Below are 14,166 nucleotides of genomic sequence, written 5' to 3' on the forward strand. Positions count from 1 at the left end.
GGTGCTACCCGACCAGCTTCTCGAGCCGGGCCTCGAGGGCGGCTCGCCGGTGCTCGTTGCCGCGCAGGGCCACATAGCGCTCCCGGTAGGCGGTGAGCAGCGCGTCGTCGAGTCGGCGGACCGCGGCGGGTGGGTAGCGGTAGTCCATCCGCAGCTGGATCGCTGCGTCGTCAGTGCCCCGCAGGACTTCTGCGAGCTCGGCCAGGCTGGCGATGCCGAGCTCGAGGAGGAGCCCGGAGATCCACGCGTAGTGGTCTGTGCGGGACCAGCCTGCGTCGGCGTACTGCCCGGCGAGGAACGCCGCCAGCTCACGCGGTGCGATGCGCGGGTCGTGGTCCTCGGCAGCGTCGACCGGACCGGCCGCCGGGGCCGGCCCGCGCAGCCGGTCGCGGATCGCGGAGAACTCCCGGTCGGCGAGCTCGAGGAGCCCGGCCGCCAGGGTGAACCGGCGGTCGAACTCACTGGCGTGCTCCGGGGGGACGCTGCCCTTGTAGCGGATGTCGTGCTCGAACTCGGCCCAGGCGTGCTGCAGGACGGTGCGCAGCTGCACCTGCACCTCGTGCCCGTCGACCTCGACCTGCAGGTGCCGCGAGGCGTAGCCGAAGCGGCCCTCGCTCGCCGTGAGCTCGCCCAGGTCGCGGTCGTCGAGGACGACGAGCTGCTCGGTGATCAGGTCGGCCACGATCTCGACGTCGCGCGCGACGAAGGTGATCACCCGGACGCCCAGCAGGTCACCGATGTCGCGCAGCGGGTCCGGGTAGAGCGGGCGCCCGTCGCGCGTGCGGCTGGCCTTCTCGGCGAACGAGGCGATGCTCTTGGCCCGGCCGCCCACGCTCAAGTAGTTGATCCCCGCCTCGTCGAGGATGCCCACGACCCGCTCGACCGCCTCCCGCCCGGCCTTCTCGAGAGCGGCATGGTCGGCGGCGTAGGCGCGGACCGCGGCGGCCGCGACGTCGGTCACCAGCGACGGCGTGACGATGTAGCCGGTCGCCAGGTCGCCGTAGCGCGTGGTGCGCTCCGGCCAGCGGTCGGCGAACAGGGCGACGTAGGCGCAGATGACCGCGTCGACCTGGTCCTCGACCACGCGCAGGTCGCTCTTGCGGGAGGCGGCCACGGCCGAGGCACGCAGCGCCGCCCACGGACCAGCGGCGCCGCCGGTGTCGACCAGCCGCTCGACGTGGTCCATCAGGGTGAGCAGCTCGCGCCGCAGGAGCGCGAGGTCCCGCCCCTGCTTCTGCTTGTACTTCAGGGTCCGCTCGAGGCCGAACAGCACGATCGTGGCGGGGTGCGGGTAGACCTCGAGCGCGCGGCGGTCCGCGGTGGAGTCGGGGTCGAGGTCGAGGCCGAGCAGGGCGCACACCCGCGCGCCGCGAGTACCGTCGGCGAACTCCGGCTTGCCCGTGTTGGAGGGATGGGCGCCGGCCTCGTACTTGCGGAAGTCCTTGCTCAGCGCCTGCTCCGCCGGCCTGGACCCGGTGGCGTTGGTGACGACCAGGGGTGCGTCGATGCCGGCCAGGCAGGGGCCGGCGACGAAGGGCGCGAGCGTCGCTGCGATCTCCTCGTCGGTGCGCACGGCGGACAGGTGCTCGAGGCGGCCGGACTCGTCGAGCACCGCCAGGCCTGTGGGTCGGTTGAGCCCCCAGGCGAGGTCGATCCCGAGGTAGTGCACGGGGTCAGACTGTCGTACTCACGGCCTCGGAGGGGCCCGGCACCGTCAGCGCCGCGATGACGGTGGTCAGCGGCACGGCCAGCACGAGCCCGATGCTGCTGGTCAGCGAGCGCACGACCTCGGTCGCGATCTCCTCGGTGCCGGCCAGGTCGAGCAGCGGGCGGTCGTAGAGCGAGACGACGAGCAGCAGGAGCAGCGCCGTGCCGGCGTAGGCGAAGACGATGGTGTAGATCGTCGAGGCGATGTGGTCGCGGCCGATCCGCATCGCGCTCGCGAACACCGCCCGCCGGGTCATCGTGGGCGCCGCCCCCCGGAGCTCCCACACGGCCGAGGCCTGGGTGATGGTGACGTCGTTGAGCACGCCGAGCCCGGCGATGACCACGGCCGCGACCAGCAGCGCCTGGAAGTCGAGGCCGCCGGCGTACGCCGTGAGCACGCCTCCCTCCTCGCCGGTGACCCCGGTGAGGTGTGAGGCGCCGACCGCCCAGGCCCCGATGGCCGCGGTCAGCCCGATGCCGCCGAGGGTGCCGGCCAGGGCGGCGCTGGTGCGGATCGAGAAGCCGTGGGTCGTGTAGAGGACGACGTACATGATCGCGACCGCACCGACCACCGCCACGGGCACGGGCGACTCGCCGACGAGCAGTGCCGGCACCACGAACAACCCGACGACACCGCCGGCGAAACCCAGCCCGACGAGCGCCATCAGGCCCCTGAACCGGGCGACCAGGAGCACGACCAGCGCGAAGGCGGCGGCGAGGAGCCACAGTGGCCGGCTGCGCTCGATGCCGAAGTAGGCCAGCGTGGCGGGGGCGTCCTCGGCCGCAGGCGTGCGGATCAGCTGGACGCGGTCGCCGGGCCGCAGTCCCGCAGCGCTCACCTGGGGCGGGACCTCCACCGCCGCGACCGTCCCCTCGTCCGCCCCCTCGACGACGGTGACCTCCAGCGTCCCGCAGCCCTCGGCGGGCTCGGTCAGTGACTCGCAGGCCGGAGCCACGTCCTCGACCTTCGCCTCGGGGAACGTGACCCCCTCGGCGGCGAAGCTCACCGACCCGCGAAGGTCGTCGACCTCGTCGCCGTCGGGCCAGAGCGTCAACAGGCCGACGACCGTCAACGCCAGGGCGGCGGCGAGCACGCTCAGCAGCACCGTGCGCGGGAGCGCCGCCACCTCGACAAGGTCGTCGTCTCCGGCGCGGTGCGAGTGTCCGTGGCCCACAGGACCGACCCTACGGAGGCCCTGGACACCCCGGGTCAGCGGTCGCGGACCACCAGCAGGGCGGCGACGTCGTCGTCGCGGGTGAGGTCACGGGTCGACTCGACCACGCGGGTCAGCCAGTCCTCGAGGTCCTCGGAACGAAACGTCTTCAGCGCGGTCCCCAGCCGGGCCGTCCCGGCGTCGCTGTCCTCGCCGCGACGCTCCACCAGCCCGTCGGTGTAGAGGAGCAGCGCGTCGCCGGGCCGCAGGTCCACCTCGAGCACCGAGCGCTCCCCACCTCCCACGCCGAGCAGCAGGGTGCTGCGCTGGCTCAGCGTCTCGATGGTGCCGTCTGCCCGGACCAGGAGCGGCTCGGGGTGACCGGCGCTGACCACCTCGAGTCGGTCGGCGGCCGGGTCCGCCAAGGCATAGACGGTGGTGACGAGCTGGTCGACGTGCAGGGTCTCGAAGACCCGGTCGAGCGCGGCCATCAGCGCCTCGGGCCTGGGGTCGATCGCGATCAGCGTGCGCATCGCCGAGCGCATCTGGGCCATCACCGAGGTGGCCTGGACACCGCGGCCCATCACGTCGCCGACGAACATCGCGAGCCGGCCGCCGTCGAGGGGTACCAAGTCGTAGAAGTCGCCGCCGGCGTCCGTGCGGCCGGCGGGGAGATAGCGCACAGCCGCCCTCCAGCCCTCCACCAGCGGCAGCGTCGCCGGCAGCACCGCACGCTGGAGCTCGAGGGCGACCTCGCGCACCTGGCTGTGCAGCTGGGCGTTGTCGATGGCCACGGCGGCGCGGCGCGCGATCTCCTCACCGAACTCCAGGTCCTCCGGGCCGAACCGGCGTCCCCCCTCGCCCGTCACCCAGGTGATGACACCGAAGACGCGGTCGCGGACCTTGAGCGGGCAGGACATGCCGCTGCGCAGCTCGAGCATCCGGATCAGGCGCAGGTGCTCCTCGTCCTTGGCGCTGAGCGCGAGCATCTCGTCGGTCACGTCCGGGACCAGGTTGCTCCGGCCGGTGCGCAGCACCTCATAGCTGCCGCCCTGGTCGTCCGGCGACGCCGGGTAGCGCTCCAGCAGCTCGCGCACCGTGTCCTCGAGGTCGGGCTGGTTGTGGGCGACCGCGATGTTGCGCAGGTAGCCGTCCTCCTCGAGGGCGATCGCGCACCAGTCCGCGAACCAGGGGACCGCCGCCTCCGCCACCGCGACCAGGGTCGACTCGTAGTCGAGGTCACCGATCAGCTCGGCGGTCGCGTCCGCGAGGAACGCCAGCTTGGCCTCGCGGTCGTGCGCGGCCGCCTGGGCGTCGATGCGGTCGATCGTGGTCGCGCAGGTGTCGGCGAGGAGCCGGAGGAAGATCATCTCCGGCTGGTCGATCTCGTGGATCCCGGCGAAAGAGAGGCTGAAGACGCCGATACAGCGCCCATCACCGACGAGCAGGGGCAGGCTCAGCAGCGTCCGCTCGCCGTCGGCGGCCATCTCGAGGTCCGGATAGCGGCGGCGGATCTCCTCCAGCCCCACGGCGAGCACGGTCGCGCGGGTGCGGCACGCCTCAGCGGCCGGGTTGACCCCGGAGAGTGGGTACGTCGCCCACTGCGCGGCCACCCCCTCGCCCACGCCGCGGATCCCGATCAGCTCCAGCGTCTCGCCGTCGCGCATCAGCGAGAGTGAGCCGATCTCTGCTCCCGCAGCGTCGGTCAGCTGCTCGGTCACCGCCTTGGCCACCGCCTGGCGGCTCTCGGCGGCGAGCAGCACACCGGTCACTTCGCCCAGGCGGTGGAGCCGCCGATAGCTCGGCGATCCCACGGGCGGCATCTCCCGAGCGTAGGCGAGGTTGTCCCCACCGCGGACCCACCCGAACGGGCTGGCCCGGCCGGGCTATCGCGGGGGCGGGTGAGGCCTACTCGGCGAGTCCCCGCTCGGCCAGCCACGCCTTGGCAGCCCGCTTGCCGGCGCGCGCCAGCCAGGCGTCGTAGACGAACTCGGCGAGCTGGTCCCGGTCTAGATCGCCGACCCGGGACTCCCGCAGCAGCACCGAGGGATGGCGGTTGAAGTGCGGCGTGGTGAAGAACGGCAGCGACTCGTCGGCGAGGATCGCCTGCTTCTCGGTCTCGTCGGCGACCCAGAAGACGACGACGTCGGTCAGCCGCTCACCTGTCTCCTCGTCCACGGCGTCCGGCCGCGGGCCACGGAAGAAGAGGAAGCTCTTCCCTCCGACCTGGTAGACGCCGCGGCCGCCCTCGACCTTCGCCACGCCCGGCATGGCGCCGGCGATCTCATGGATATCGGCGACCCTGGCTCGTCGCGTCCTCGCCATCTACGGCTACCTCCTACACCTTGATCGACAGCGAGATGTCGACGACCATGCCGAGCTCGATGCCCTCGGCCTTGCGGATCCGGTCCTTCAGCGGCACGACGTAGCGGCCGTCCTTGGGCCACAGTGCTGTGTACCACTCGGTGTCGCCGATGGTGACGTCCGCCGGGATCATCCCCCAGCCGTAGCTGACCATCGCGGCGACGTCGTCGATGGCCGCGGCGACGTCGTCGGGCACCCAGACGAAGTGGTAGGGCGCCGGACCTCGCCACTCCCACACGTCGCCGGAGAACGTCAGCTCCACCTGGCCAACGATAGGGATCGGTGCCAGGCTCGGGCGATGGCCCAGAACGTCTATGACGCGGCCGGAGGGATGCCTGCGCTGGTCGCCCTAGCGCACGCGTGGCACGAGCGCTGCCTGGCCGACCCGGTGGTCAGCCACGCGTTCTCGCACGGCTTCCACCCCGACCACACCCAGCGGCTGGCGGCCTACTGGGCGGAGGCCTTGGGCGGCCCGGCCTCCTACACGTCATCGATCCAGGACCAGAGCACGGTCGTGCGGATGCACTCCGGCAACGGACCGCACGACGAGATGGACCGGCGGGCCATGGCCTGCTTCGTCGCCGCGCTCGACGACGCCGGGATCCCGGACGACCCGAGGCTGCGGTCGGCGCTCACCGACTACTTCGCCTGGGGCATCGCCGAGCTCAACCACGCCTACCCGTCCGTGGACGACGTGCCCGACGACCTCCCGCTGCCGTCCTGGTCCTGGGACGGGCCTGCGCGCTGAGTCCCAGGTAGGAGCTCAGAACTTGGTCGGGATGGCGGTCACCGTGCCGCCGTCCATCGTGAACTCCGACCCGGTGGCGAACGACGACTCGTCGCTGGCCAGGAAGACCACGAAGGAGGCGACCTCCTCGGGCAGGCCGGGGCGGCCCAGCGGGATGGGGATCATGTCTGCGGGCATCGCGTCCGTGGCCGGCGTGCTGATCCGGCCGGGATGCAGCGAGTTGACCCGGATGCCGTGCGGGGCGAGCTCGAGCGCGACCGACTTCGTCAGGCCGCGCAGCCCCCACTTGGAGGCCACGTAGCCGTGCGCCCACGGCGTGCCGCGCAGCCCTTCGATCGAGGACGTGTTGATGATCGAGCCGCCGCCGGAGGCGATCATCGCGTCGGCCGCTGCCCGGATGCCGAGGAAGGCACCGGTCAGGTTGACGTCGAGCATCTGCTGCCACTGGTCCGTCTGGTAGCGCTGGAGCCGGCCACCGTTGAAGATCCCCGCGTTGTTGAACAGCACGTCGAGCCTGCCGAACTCGGCCACGGTGAAGTCGACCGCGGCCCGCCAGTCCTCGTCGCTGGTCACGTCGAGGTGGACGTAGCGGGCGCAGTCCCCGAGCTCGTCAGCGAGGGCCGCGCCCTCCTCGTCGAGGAGGTCACCGATCACGACCTGCGCGCCCTCGGCGACCAGCATCCGGGCGCTGGCGCCGCCGATGTTGCGGGCCCCTCCGCTGATCAGGGCGACCTTGCCTGCGACACGGCCCTCTACACGTCCCATGTCGGAGAAGATAGCGTGCGCCTAGAACACGTTCTAGTTCCTCGCCCAGGCCCAGGGAGTTGACCATGAGGATCCGCGTCGCCCAGGTCGGCACCGGCAACGCCGGGATGCTGACCCTGCGGCAGCTCATCGCCGACGACCGCTTCGAGCTGGTGGCGGTCTGCGTGTCGACCCCCGCGAAGGTGGGCAAGGACGCCGGCGAGCTCGCCGGGCTCGACGTCGTCACCGGGATCACCGCGGTCGACGACCTCGACGCGCTCATCGAGGTCGAGCCCGAGTGCGCCGTCTACTGCGCGATGGGCGACACCCGGCCGGTCGAGGCCACCAACGACGTGTGCCGGCTGCTGGAGGCGGGCATCGACGTCGTCGGCTCGGCCCCGGGCACCCTGCAGTTCCCTTGGGGGACGATGCCGGACAAGGTCATCGACAAGGTCGAGACGGCGGCCAGGGCAGGCGGCACGTCCGTCTACATCACCGGCGTCGACCCCGGGTTCGCCAGCGACCTGGTGCCGCTCGCCCTGGCCAGCACCTGCCAGCGGATCGAGCAGGTCAAGTGCTACGAGCTGGCCGACTACGCGACGTACGACGGCGCCGAGGTCATGTTCGACCTGATGGGCTTCGGCAAGCCGCTCACCGACACCCCGTTGCTCTTCCTGCCCGGTGTCCTCGGCATGGCCTGGGGGACGGCGATCCGGATGATGGCCACCGGTCTTGGCATCGAGGTGGACGAGATCGTCGAGCACTGGGAGGCCGAGCCCGCACCGGAGTCCTACGACATCGCGGCCGGCCGGATCGAGAAGGGGACCATCGCGGCCCTGAAGTTCTCCATCTCCGGCCTGGTCGACGGCCACCCGGCGATCGTGGTCGAGCACGTCACGCGCACCCGTGACGACCTCCGACCCGACTGGGCCCGGCCCGCCGCGGGCGGTGGCTCCTACCGGGTCGAGATCACCGGCGAGCCCAGCTATGTCGTCGACGTGGTGCCGAGCAGCGAGCACGGCGACCACAACCACGCCGCGATCGTGGCGGCGTGCGGGCGGATCGTGAACTCGATCCCCGACGTCATCGCCGCGGAGCCCGGCATCCGCACCACCCTGGACCTGCCCCTGCCGACCGGTCACGGCACCTTCTCGCGGTCGGTCAGGTAGGGACCTCCGCGAGCGGAACCGAGGGATCCCGCAGCGCATCGCTCGCCTTCCGCCCGACCCACGACCGGATTGGCTCAATGGCATCCCAGTCGTTGAGGTGCATGCCGGCGGCGACGTGGCCGTCGGTGACCCAGAGCGCCGTGACCACCCGGGCCGAGAGGTCGCCACGGACCACGACCTCGTCGTAGCCGCCAGCCCCCACGTGGCCGACGTACTCCATGCCGAGGTCGTACTGGTCGGTGAAGAAGTAGGGCTGCCGGTCGTAGGCCTCGTCGTGGCCGAGCATGCTGCGCGCCGCGTGGCGGCCCTGGTGGATCGCCGTGTCCCAGTGCTCGACCCGGAGCCGGCCGTGGAGCGGGTGGTCGTGGTTGGCCACGTCGCCGGCGGCGAACACGTGGGGGTCGCTGGCCCGGAGCGCCGCGTCGACCAGGACACCGTGGTCGGTGGCGAGTCCGGCACTCGCCGCCAGGTCGTCGTCGGGCTCGGCGCCGATGCCCACCAGGACCAGCCCGGGGGTCAGCTCGTCGCCGTCCGAGAGCCGCACCGTGGTCCGGCCGGCGTGATGCTCGATCGCGGCGACCGTCGTGTCGAGCCTGAGGTCGACGCCGTGCTCGCGGTGCAGGTCGGCGAAGAGGGGTGCGAGCTCGGGTCCGAGCACGTTGGCCAAGGGGAGCGGCGCGGTCTCCACCACGGTGACGGTGCCGCCGGCGGCGCGGGCGGCCGAGGCGACCTCGAGACCGATCCAGCCGGCCCCGATGATCAGCAGGTGCTCGGCGAGGCGGCCCTTGAGCGCGAGGGCGTCCTCGAGGGTGCGGAGGTAGGTGACGTCCGCCCCCGAGCCGTCGGCGAGCGGGAGGCGTCGAGGCCGGGCGCCGGTGGCGAGCAGCAGGCGGTCGTAGGGCAGCCGGCGCTCACCCAGCACGACGTGCCCGGTGTCCAGGTCGAGCTCGGTGACCGCGCTCCCGGTGAGGAGCTCGACGTCGTGCTCGGCGTACCACTCGTGGGGGTAGACCAAGGCCGAGTCGGGTTCGGCCTCGCCGAGCAGCAGTCCCTTGGAGAGCGGAGGTCGCTCGTACGGCGGGTGCTGCTCAGCGCCCACCAGGACGATCTCGCCGTCGTGGCCCTGGCTACGGAGCTCCTCGGCGGCACTGGCACCGGCGAGGCCGGCGCCGACGATGACGATCTTCATAGCGTTCTCCTGGTCAGGGCGAGGAACTCGGCGCGGCTGCGCGAGTCGTCGCGGAGCCGCCCGAACAAGGCGGAGGTGATGGTGCGCGTACCGGGGGTGCGGGCTCCGCGGAGGCTCATGCACGTGTGCTCCGCCTCGACCACCACGCCCACGCCGTGGGGCTGGAGCTCGTCACGGAGGTGGTCGGCGATGCGTTTCGTGAGTCGCTCCTGTGTCTGAGGCCTCCGCGCGTGCAGCTCGACCATGCGGGCGAACTTGGAGAGGCCGAGGATCCGGTCTCCGGGGAGGTACCCGATGTGCGCGACCCCGACGAAGGGGAGCATGTGGTGCTCGCACACCGAGCGCAGCGGGATGTCCCGCACCAGCACGAGCTCGTCGTACCCCTCGTCGTTCGGAAAGGTGGTGAGCTCGAAGTCGGGCCCGCTGGTCATCTCGATCAGCGCGTGCACCATCCGGCGCGGCGTCTCCGCGAGGTTCTCGTCGGAGAGGTCCAAGCCCAGGGCGGTGAGCAGGTCGGCGGCCGCCCGCTCCGCCGCCCCGGGGTCCGGCTCCGGCCGCGTGTGCGTGACGCGGGGGCGCCAGCGCCGACTCGACGCCGGCTCCGGGGAGAGTGCCGCGCTGCTCACGCTTCGGCCCAGTGCCGGTCGAAGGCCAGCACGGCGAGCGCGAGGGCGCCGACCAGGAGCCCGAAGTCGCGCAGGGCGATGTCGTAGTAGTCGCCCATGGTCACCAGGTTGAGGATGATCCCGCCCAGCCAGCCGGCCACCAGCAGCGCGCCGAAGCGCGGCGCGACGGCGACGGTGATGCCGGCGACGACCTCGACGACGCCGACGGCGAGCATCGCCTCGTGGGCGGTGCCGGGCACCAGGTCGTCGACCCAGGGGGCGAGGTACTGCTCCCAGTCCGTGAGCAGCTCGGCGAACTTGTCCAGGCCGAAGAGGATCGGCGCGATGGTGAACACGGTGCGCAGCAGCAGGAAGGCGCGATCGGCGCCGCCGCTGGTATGGGTAGTGGCGGGGGTTGACGAGGTCGAGGTGTTCATGCCGTGTTGGTGTCAGTGGGCGGCACGGTTCTTACCGGGAGACTTCCAAGGGGTAAGACAACGCTGGTCCGTGACACCAACAAGACATGACGTTCCGCGGCCCGCACTTGACGATCGGATGCCGCAACGCACCGCCGATCCAGTCGCACGACTGGCTTCTCGCACGAGCCGGCAGTCCGGATGGTGGCTCCATCGCGCCACGAGGTGGCACCGTGACCACCGTGAACCCGACGACACCGGATGTCGTCCCACCGGCTGACGACGCGTGGCAGGCCGACCTGACCGACGACGGTCCGGCCGGTGCCCAGGCCCTGGCCTTGTTGCAGGAGGTCCTGCTCCGGGCTGCGCGACACCAGGTGTGGCGGCTGCGCCACCTCCTCCCCGGCGCAGGCGCAGGGGAGCTGGAGGACCTGGCCCAGCAAGCCGCCGACGACGCCCTGATGGCCGTGCTGCGCAAGCTGGACACCTTCGAGGGACGCAGCCGGTTCACCACCTGGGCCTACAAGTTCGGGGTGCTGCACGCCGGCGTCGCCGTACGCCGCCAGGCCTGGCGACACCGTGAGGTCCCCCTGCCCGACACCCTGGCCCTTGCCGACACCTCACCGACCCCAGCAGCGGTGAGCGAAGGCAGCGACCTGGCCAGGGCGGTCACCGCGGCGATCGCCGCCGAGCTCACCCCGCACCAACGACGCGTGGCGCTGGCGCTGCTCGTCGAAGGAGTGCCGATCGACGTCCTGGCCGACCGGCTCGGGAGCACCCGCAACGCGCTCTACAAGACCCTGCACGACGCCCGCCGCCGACTGCGCACCGCCCTCACCGCCAGCGGCCACCTCGACGCCCTCCCCGACCGGAGCACCCCATGACCGACGCAACCCGAGGCCTGAGCGCCGAGACCGTCAGCAGCCTGCTGGCCGACACGAGTCCCTACCTGTCCTGCGACGACTGCTTCGCCCGGATCGACGTCTACGTCGAACGAACCCTCGCGGACCCGCACCACGAGGACGCCGCCATGAAGGCCCACCTGGCCGGGTGCGGCGCCTGTGCCGAGGAGGCCGAAACTCTGCGCGAGCTCCTCGGCCACGACTCCGGCTGACCGCGGGCAGCCGCCCGCATTGACTACTCGGCCGGCGCGAACGCCTGGAAGAAGATGGGGAACGTCCCCACGACTCCCAAGGCGATGAGGACGAGGGCCGCCGTCAGGGCCTTGCGCGACTCGAGTGCCTTGTCGCGGTACATCAGGTGGAGCACCACCCAGGCCACGACCCAGATGACGACGGCGCCGATGGTCTTGCCCGACAGAGGACCGACCGGATCGTAGAAGTTGAGGAAGTCCTTGATGTCGACACTGGCCTCGGCCAGCGTGGTCAGGATCCCGAGCGCGAGAGCGAAGACGCCGCCGGCCAGGATGGCCGCAGAGATCGGCCCTTCCGGCTTGTCGGCGATGTCGGGCTCGTCATAGCCGGCGGCGGGTTCGAGGTTTGCTGCCATGTCCATCTCCTAGACGAGCGGTGCGGCTTTGGTGATCAGCGCGCCGAAGAGACCGGCGATCGCCGCGAAGAGGAAGGCCATCACGAACAGGAGCAGCGCCGTACGCCGAACCCGGTCGTGACGGATCAGGCTCGCCCCGTAGTACACGACGATGAAGGCAACCAAGGTCGCCAGGACGGGGCTGATCCAGGCCACGTGCTCCTTCCACTCCATCCCGAAGTGGTGCCACTCCTCCAGATCGGGGTCGGCCAGCAGCAGCGATCGTGGGCTGTCGGGAATGTCATCGCGATACCACGGGTAGACCACCCACGTCCCCGTGATGACGGTGCCCCACGCAGCCACGGCCATCGTGACGACGCCGATCCTGAGGCGAAGCACCCGGTCGCGGATGCCCTCAGCAGTGAGAAGCTGCGGTCTCAGGCTGTAGAGGCCTTCGACTCCTCCGGCGAAGCCCAGCAGGAACAGGGCGCCGAAACCCATGCCGTGCACGAGCGTCCAGAACTCACGGTCAGTCAGACTCATCGGATCACGTCCTTTGTCTGCTCCAGCTCATTCGAGTGTGGCACCGATCGAAGAGTTTGGGCAGACCCATCGACGTCACGCGTGACGGACGTCGTACCACTCCCCACTGGGGGACAGCTGACCTGGCACACCGAGAATGACGGGCATGCACGCAACCGAGCGAGTCCTGGTCTACGGCGCCACTGGTCACACCGGGCGTTTCGTCATCGACGAGCTGCTGCGGCGCGGGCTGACGCCCGTGCTCGCGGGGCGCAGTGCGGAGCGGCTCGCCGCCGTCGACCCGCGGTACGCCGCCCTCGACCGACGCGTCGCCCGCAGCGACGACGACCACGACGTGCTGAGGGAGGCGGCAGCCGGCGTCGGCGCAGTGATCAACTGCGCCGGGCCGTTCATCGACACCGCGGTCCCGCTCGCGCGGGCGGCGGTCGACGTCGGCGCCCACTACCTCGACGTCACCGCCGAGCAGCCGGCCGTGCAGGAGGTCTACCGCGAGCTGGACGGCCCGGCCCGCCAAGCCGGCGTCACGGTGGTTCCCGCCATGGCCTTCTACGGCGGGCTCGCCGACCTGATGGTCACCGCCGCACTCGAGGGCGAGTCCGGAGCCGACGAGGTCGAGGTCGCGATCGGCCTGGACCGCTGGTGGCCCACCGAGGGCACGCGGGCGACGGGTGCCCGCAACACGGCCGTACGCCAGGTGATCCGGGATGGCGAGCTGACACCGCTGGCCGACCCGGCACCGACCGGTACGTGGTCCTACCCGGAGCCGCTCGGCGACCAGCCCGTTGTGGAGCTGCCGTTCTCCGAGGTCGTCGTGATCGACCGTCATCTCGCCGTCGGCGAGCTCCGTTCCCACCTCAACACCGCATCGCTGGCCGAGCTCCGCGACTCCGCGACCCCGCCACCGGCCGCGGTCGACGACACCGGACGATCGAGCCAGCGGTTCGTGGTGGACGTCGTCGTACGCCGTGGCTCGGACACCCGACGCGTCACCAGCTCCGGCCGGGACATCTACGCGGTCACCGCGCCGATCGTGGTCGAGGGTGCGGTCCGGCTCCTCGACGGACGCCACCGGGGATCCGGCGCGATGGCGCCGGGCCAGGCGTTCGACGCCGGTGACGTCCTCGCCGCGCTGGAGCGAGACACCGACGACTTGGACGTGCGGTGGGACCGGTCGACCCGAGTGTCGACCTCCGAGGTCTCGACGCTAGGGGGGTGAGTCGGGGACGCACGGGTCGACCCGCTCCATCTTGACCCACCCGCTCCAGCCACGCTCGACCATCAGCTCCTGGAGCCGGTCCCGCAGCCGGACCAGGTGGGGCCCACCGGTCAGGACCACGCTCTCCAGCAGGTCGACGAACGAGTTGTCGGGCAGCATCTCGTCCTGCCCGTCGAGCTCGCCGCTGGCAGCCGCCTGTTCCGCCATCTCGGCGAGCAGATCGGCCGTCTCGACGAGTCGAGCGTCCGACTCGTCGTCGTCAGCTGCGAGGGTGTCGCCGAAGGTACGCAGGAAGCGCCGCATCAGAGGGTCGTCGAGGTGGGTCTGTTTCGCCACCATGAACTCGTCGATCTGCTCGGGCCACTGCGCCGCGATCAGGATCCAGGCGTCCCGCTCCATCTCCACGAAGACGTCGGGAGCGCCCAGCTCCCGCATCCGGTCGAGATAGTCCGTCACCGAGGACGGCAGGGCGAGGCTGTCGCCGGCCGCGAGCTTGGCGATCCGGCGCCGGTGCCCCTGGAGCTCCTTGATCTCGCCGCGCAGCCGTCGGTCGATGTCGGCCACCGCCCTGGCGAAGCCCTCGTCGTCCGCGGCGAGCAGCGTCTGGACACGGGCGAGCGGGACACCCGCCTCGGCGAGGGTCCGGATCCGGATCAGCCGCACGACGTCCGGGGCGGCATAGCTGCGGTAGCCGGAGTGGTCTCGCTCGGGCTCGGGCAGGAGCCCGATCTGGTGGTAGTGCCGAACGGCGCGCACCGTGACACCTGCGTACGACGCGAGCTGGCCGATGGTGAGCATGGGGTCAGTCTCCTGCTACTTCGTC

General features: G+C 71.4%; 17 protein-coding genes. 5 read left to right on the top strand and 12 right to left on the bottom strand.

The features are described 5' to 3' along the window. Positions 1-4 precede the first annotated feature (4 nt). The 5 genes from ACYVC6_RS01620 to ACYVC6_RS01640 all read right to left on the bottom strand — a co-directional run bounded on the left by ACYVC6_RS01620 (position 5) and on the right by ACYVC6_RS01640 (position 5,487). A complete protein-coding gene (locus ACYVC6_RS01620) occupies positions 5-1,669 on the bottom strand; it encodes a DUF429 domain-containing protein (protein WP_460710289.1) in 1,665 nt (554 codons plus the stop codon). Between the two features lie 4 nt (positions 1,670-1,673). Beyond that, positions 1,674-2,882, bottom strand: a complete 1,209-nt coding sequence (locus ACYVC6_RS01625; RefSeq protein WP_460710291.1) for a YibE/F family protein — start codon at positions 2,880-2,882, stop codon at positions 1,674-1,676. Positions 2,883-2,917: 35 nt separating this feature from the next. After that, the gene (locus ACYVC6_RS01630) at positions 2,918-4,684 is read right to left on the bottom strand and encodes a GAF domain-containing SpoIIE family protein phosphatase (protein WP_460710293.1); all 1,767 of its coding nucleotides are present in this window, start codon (positions 4,682-4,684) and stop codon (positions 2,918-2,920) included. Positions 4,685-4,769: 85 nt separating this feature from the next. Next, positions 4,770-5,186 carry a hypothetical protein gene (locus ACYVC6_RS01635; RefSeq protein WP_460710295.1) on the bottom strand — a complete coding sequence of 139 codons (417 nt, stop codon included), beginning with the start codon at positions 5,184-5,186 and terminating at the stop codon, positions 4,770-4,772. Between the two features lie 13 nt (positions 5,187-5,199). Beyond that, a complete protein-coding gene (locus ACYVC6_RS01640; RefSeq protein WP_460710297.1) occupies positions 5,200-5,487 on the bottom strand; it encodes a DUF1905 domain-containing protein in 288 nt (95 codons plus the stop codon). Between the two features lie 36 nt (positions 5,488-5,523). Here ACYVC6_RS01640 and ACYVC6_RS01645 point away from each other — a divergent pair, with 36 nt between their 5' ends. Next, positions 5,524-5,973 carry a group II truncated hemoglobin gene (locus ACYVC6_RS01645; protein ID WP_460710299.1) on the top strand — a complete coding sequence of 150 codons (450 nt, stop codon included), beginning with the start codon at positions 5,524-5,526 and terminating at the stop codon, positions 5,971-5,973. A gap of 15 nt (positions 5,974-5,988) precedes the next feature. Here the strand turns inward: ACYVC6_RS01645 and ACYVC6_RS01650 are convergent, their stop codons facing one another. Then, positions 5,989-6,738, bottom strand: a complete 750-nt coding sequence (locus tag ACYVC6_RS01650; protein WP_460710301.1) for an SDR family oxidoreductase — start codon at positions 6,736-6,738, stop codon at positions 5,989-5,991. A gap of 65 nt (positions 6,739-6,803) precedes the next feature. Between ACYVC6_RS01650 and ACYVC6_RS01655 the strand changes: the two genes are divergently transcribed. After that, positions 6,804-7,886: an NAD(P)H-dependent amine dehydrogenase family protein gene (locus ACYVC6_RS01655; protein ID WP_460710303.1), complete on the top strand. Its 1,083-nt coding sequence runs from the start codon at positions 6,804-6,806 to the stop codon at positions 7,884-7,886. Here the strand turns inward: ACYVC6_RS01655 and ACYVC6_RS01660 are convergent. Genes ACYVC6_RS01660 through ACYVC6_RS01670 form a run of 3 tightly spaced genes read right to left on the bottom strand, consistent with a single transcriptional unit; the run spans position 7,879 to position 10,117 of the window. Further along, positions 7,879-9,075: an NAD(P)/FAD-dependent oxidoreductase gene (locus tag ACYVC6_RS01660; RefSeq protein WP_460710305.1), complete on the bottom strand. Its 1,197-nt coding sequence runs from the start codon at positions 9,073-9,075 to the stop codon at positions 7,879-7,881. The genes ACYVC6_RS01655 and ACYVC6_RS01660 overlap by 8 nt on opposite strands. Next, positions 9,072-9,701, bottom strand: coding sequence for a GTP cyclohydrolase I FolE (gene folE / locus ACYVC6_RS01665; protein WP_460710307.1), 630 nt, complete (start codon positions 9,699-9,701; stop codon positions 9,072-9,074). The genes ACYVC6_RS01660 and folE overlap by 4 nt, the downstream gene beginning before the upstream one ends. Beyond that, the gene (locus ACYVC6_RS01670; RefSeq protein ID WP_460710309.1) at positions 9,698-10,117 is read right to left on the bottom strand and encodes a hypothetical protein; all 420 of its coding nucleotides are present in this window, start codon (positions 10,115-10,117) and stop codon (positions 9,698-9,700) included. The genes folE and ACYVC6_RS01670 overlap by 4 nt, the downstream gene beginning before the upstream one ends. Before the next feature lie 212 nt (positions 10,118-10,329). Between ACYVC6_RS01670 and ACYVC6_RS01675 the strand changes: the two genes are divergently transcribed. Both ACYVC6_RS01675 and ACYVC6_RS01680 read left to right on the top strand, forming a co-directional pair. Beyond that, positions 10,330-10,980: an RNA polymerase sigma factor gene (locus ACYVC6_RS01675; protein WP_460710311.1), complete on the top strand. Its 651-nt coding sequence runs from the start codon at positions 10,330-10,332 to the stop codon at positions 10,978-10,980. Next, on the top strand, positions 10,977-11,210 hold the full coding sequence (locus ACYVC6_RS01680; protein WP_460710313.1) for a hypothetical protein: 234 nt from the start codon (positions 10,977-10,979) through the stop codon (positions 11,208-11,210). The genes ACYVC6_RS01675 and ACYVC6_RS01680 overlap by 4 nt, the downstream gene beginning before the upstream one ends. A 23-nt stretch (positions 11,211-11,233) precedes the next feature. On the opposite strand, the gene ACYVC6_RS01685 is transcribed toward ACYVC6_RS01680, so the two are convergent. Both ACYVC6_RS01685 and ACYVC6_RS01690 read right to left on the bottom strand, forming a co-directional pair. After that, complete coding sequence (locus tag ACYVC6_RS01685; protein ID WP_460710315.1) at positions 11,234-11,605, bottom strand: hypothetical protein; 372 nt, start codon at positions 11,603-11,605, stop codon at positions 11,234-11,236. 9 nt (positions 11,606-11,614) lie between these two features. Continuing rightward, positions 11,615-12,127: a hypothetical protein gene (locus ACYVC6_RS01690; RefSeq protein ID WP_460710317.1), complete on the bottom strand. Its 513-nt coding sequence runs from the start codon at positions 12,125-12,127 to the stop codon at positions 11,615-11,617. A gap of 145 nt (positions 12,128-12,272) precedes the next feature. Between ACYVC6_RS01690 and ACYVC6_RS01695 the strand changes: the two genes are divergently transcribed. Further along, positions 12,273-13,343 (top strand): saccharopine dehydrogenase family protein, encoded by a 1,071-nt coding sequence (locus ACYVC6_RS01695; RefSeq protein WP_460710319.1) that lies wholly within the window; start codon positions 12,273-12,275, stop codon positions 13,341-13,343. Here ACYVC6_RS01695 and ACYVC6_RS01700 read toward each other — a convergent pair. Next, the gene (locus tag ACYVC6_RS01700) at positions 13,332-14,141 is read right to left on the bottom strand and encodes a MerR family transcriptional regulator (protein ID WP_460710321.1); all 810 of its coding nucleotides are present in this window, start codon (positions 14,139-14,141) and stop codon (positions 13,332-13,334) included. The two genes, ACYVC6_RS01695 and ACYVC6_RS01700, sit on opposite strands and share 12 nt — an antisense overlap. Between the last annotated feature and the right edge of the window lie 25 nt (positions 14,142-14,166).

Source organism: Nocardioides dilutus (assembly GCF_054779555.1).

Coding starts and splice junctions, on each gene's coding strand:
- ACYVC6_RS01630 (WP_460710293.1), bottom strand. CDS start 4,684: ATGCCGCCCGTGGGATCGCCGAGCTATCGGCGGCTCCACCGCCTGGGC.
- ACYVC6_RS01635 (WP_460710295.1), bottom strand. CDS start 5,186: ATGGCGAGGACGCGACGAGCCAGGGTCGCCGATATCCATGAGATCGCC.
- ACYVC6_RS01645 (WP_460710299.1), top strand. CDS start 5,524: ATGGCCCAGAACGTCTATGACGCGGCCGGAGGGATGCCTGCGCTGGTC.
- ACYVC6_RS01650 (WP_460710301.1), bottom strand. CDS start 6,738: ATGGGACGTGTAGAGGGCCGTGTCGCAGGCAAGGTCGCCCTGATCAGC.
- ACYVC6_RS01655 (WP_460710303.1), top strand. CDS start 6,804: ATGAGGATCCGCGTCGCCCAGGTCGGCACCGGCAACGCCGGGATGCTG.
- ACYVC6_RS01660 (WP_460710305.1), bottom strand. CDS start 9,075: ATGAAGATCGTCATCGTCGGCGCCGGCCTCGCCGGTGCCAGTGCCGCC.
- ACYVC6_RS01670 (WP_460710309.1), bottom strand. CDS start 10,117: ATGAACACCTCGACCTCGTCAACCCCCGCCACTACCCATACCAGCGGC.
- ACYVC6_RS01680 (WP_460710313.1), top strand. CDS start 10,977: ATGACCGACGCAACCCGAGGCCTGAGCGCCGAGACCGTCAGCAGCCTG.
- ACYVC6_RS01685 (WP_460710315.1), bottom strand. CDS start 11,605: ATGGCAGCAAACCTCGAACCCGCCGCCGGCTATGACGAGCCCGACATC.
- ACYVC6_RS01690 (WP_460710317.1), bottom strand. CDS start 12,127: ATGAGTCTGACTGACCGTGAGTTCTGGACGCTCGTGCACGGCATGGGT.
- ACYVC6_RS01695 (WP_460710319.1), top strand. CDS start 12,273: ATGCACGCAACCGAGCGAGTCCTGGTCTACGGCGCCACTGGTCACACC.
- ACYVC6_RS01700 (WP_460710321.1), bottom strand. CDS start 14,141: ATGCTCACCATCGGCCAGCTCGCGTCGTACGCAGGTGTCACGGTGCGC.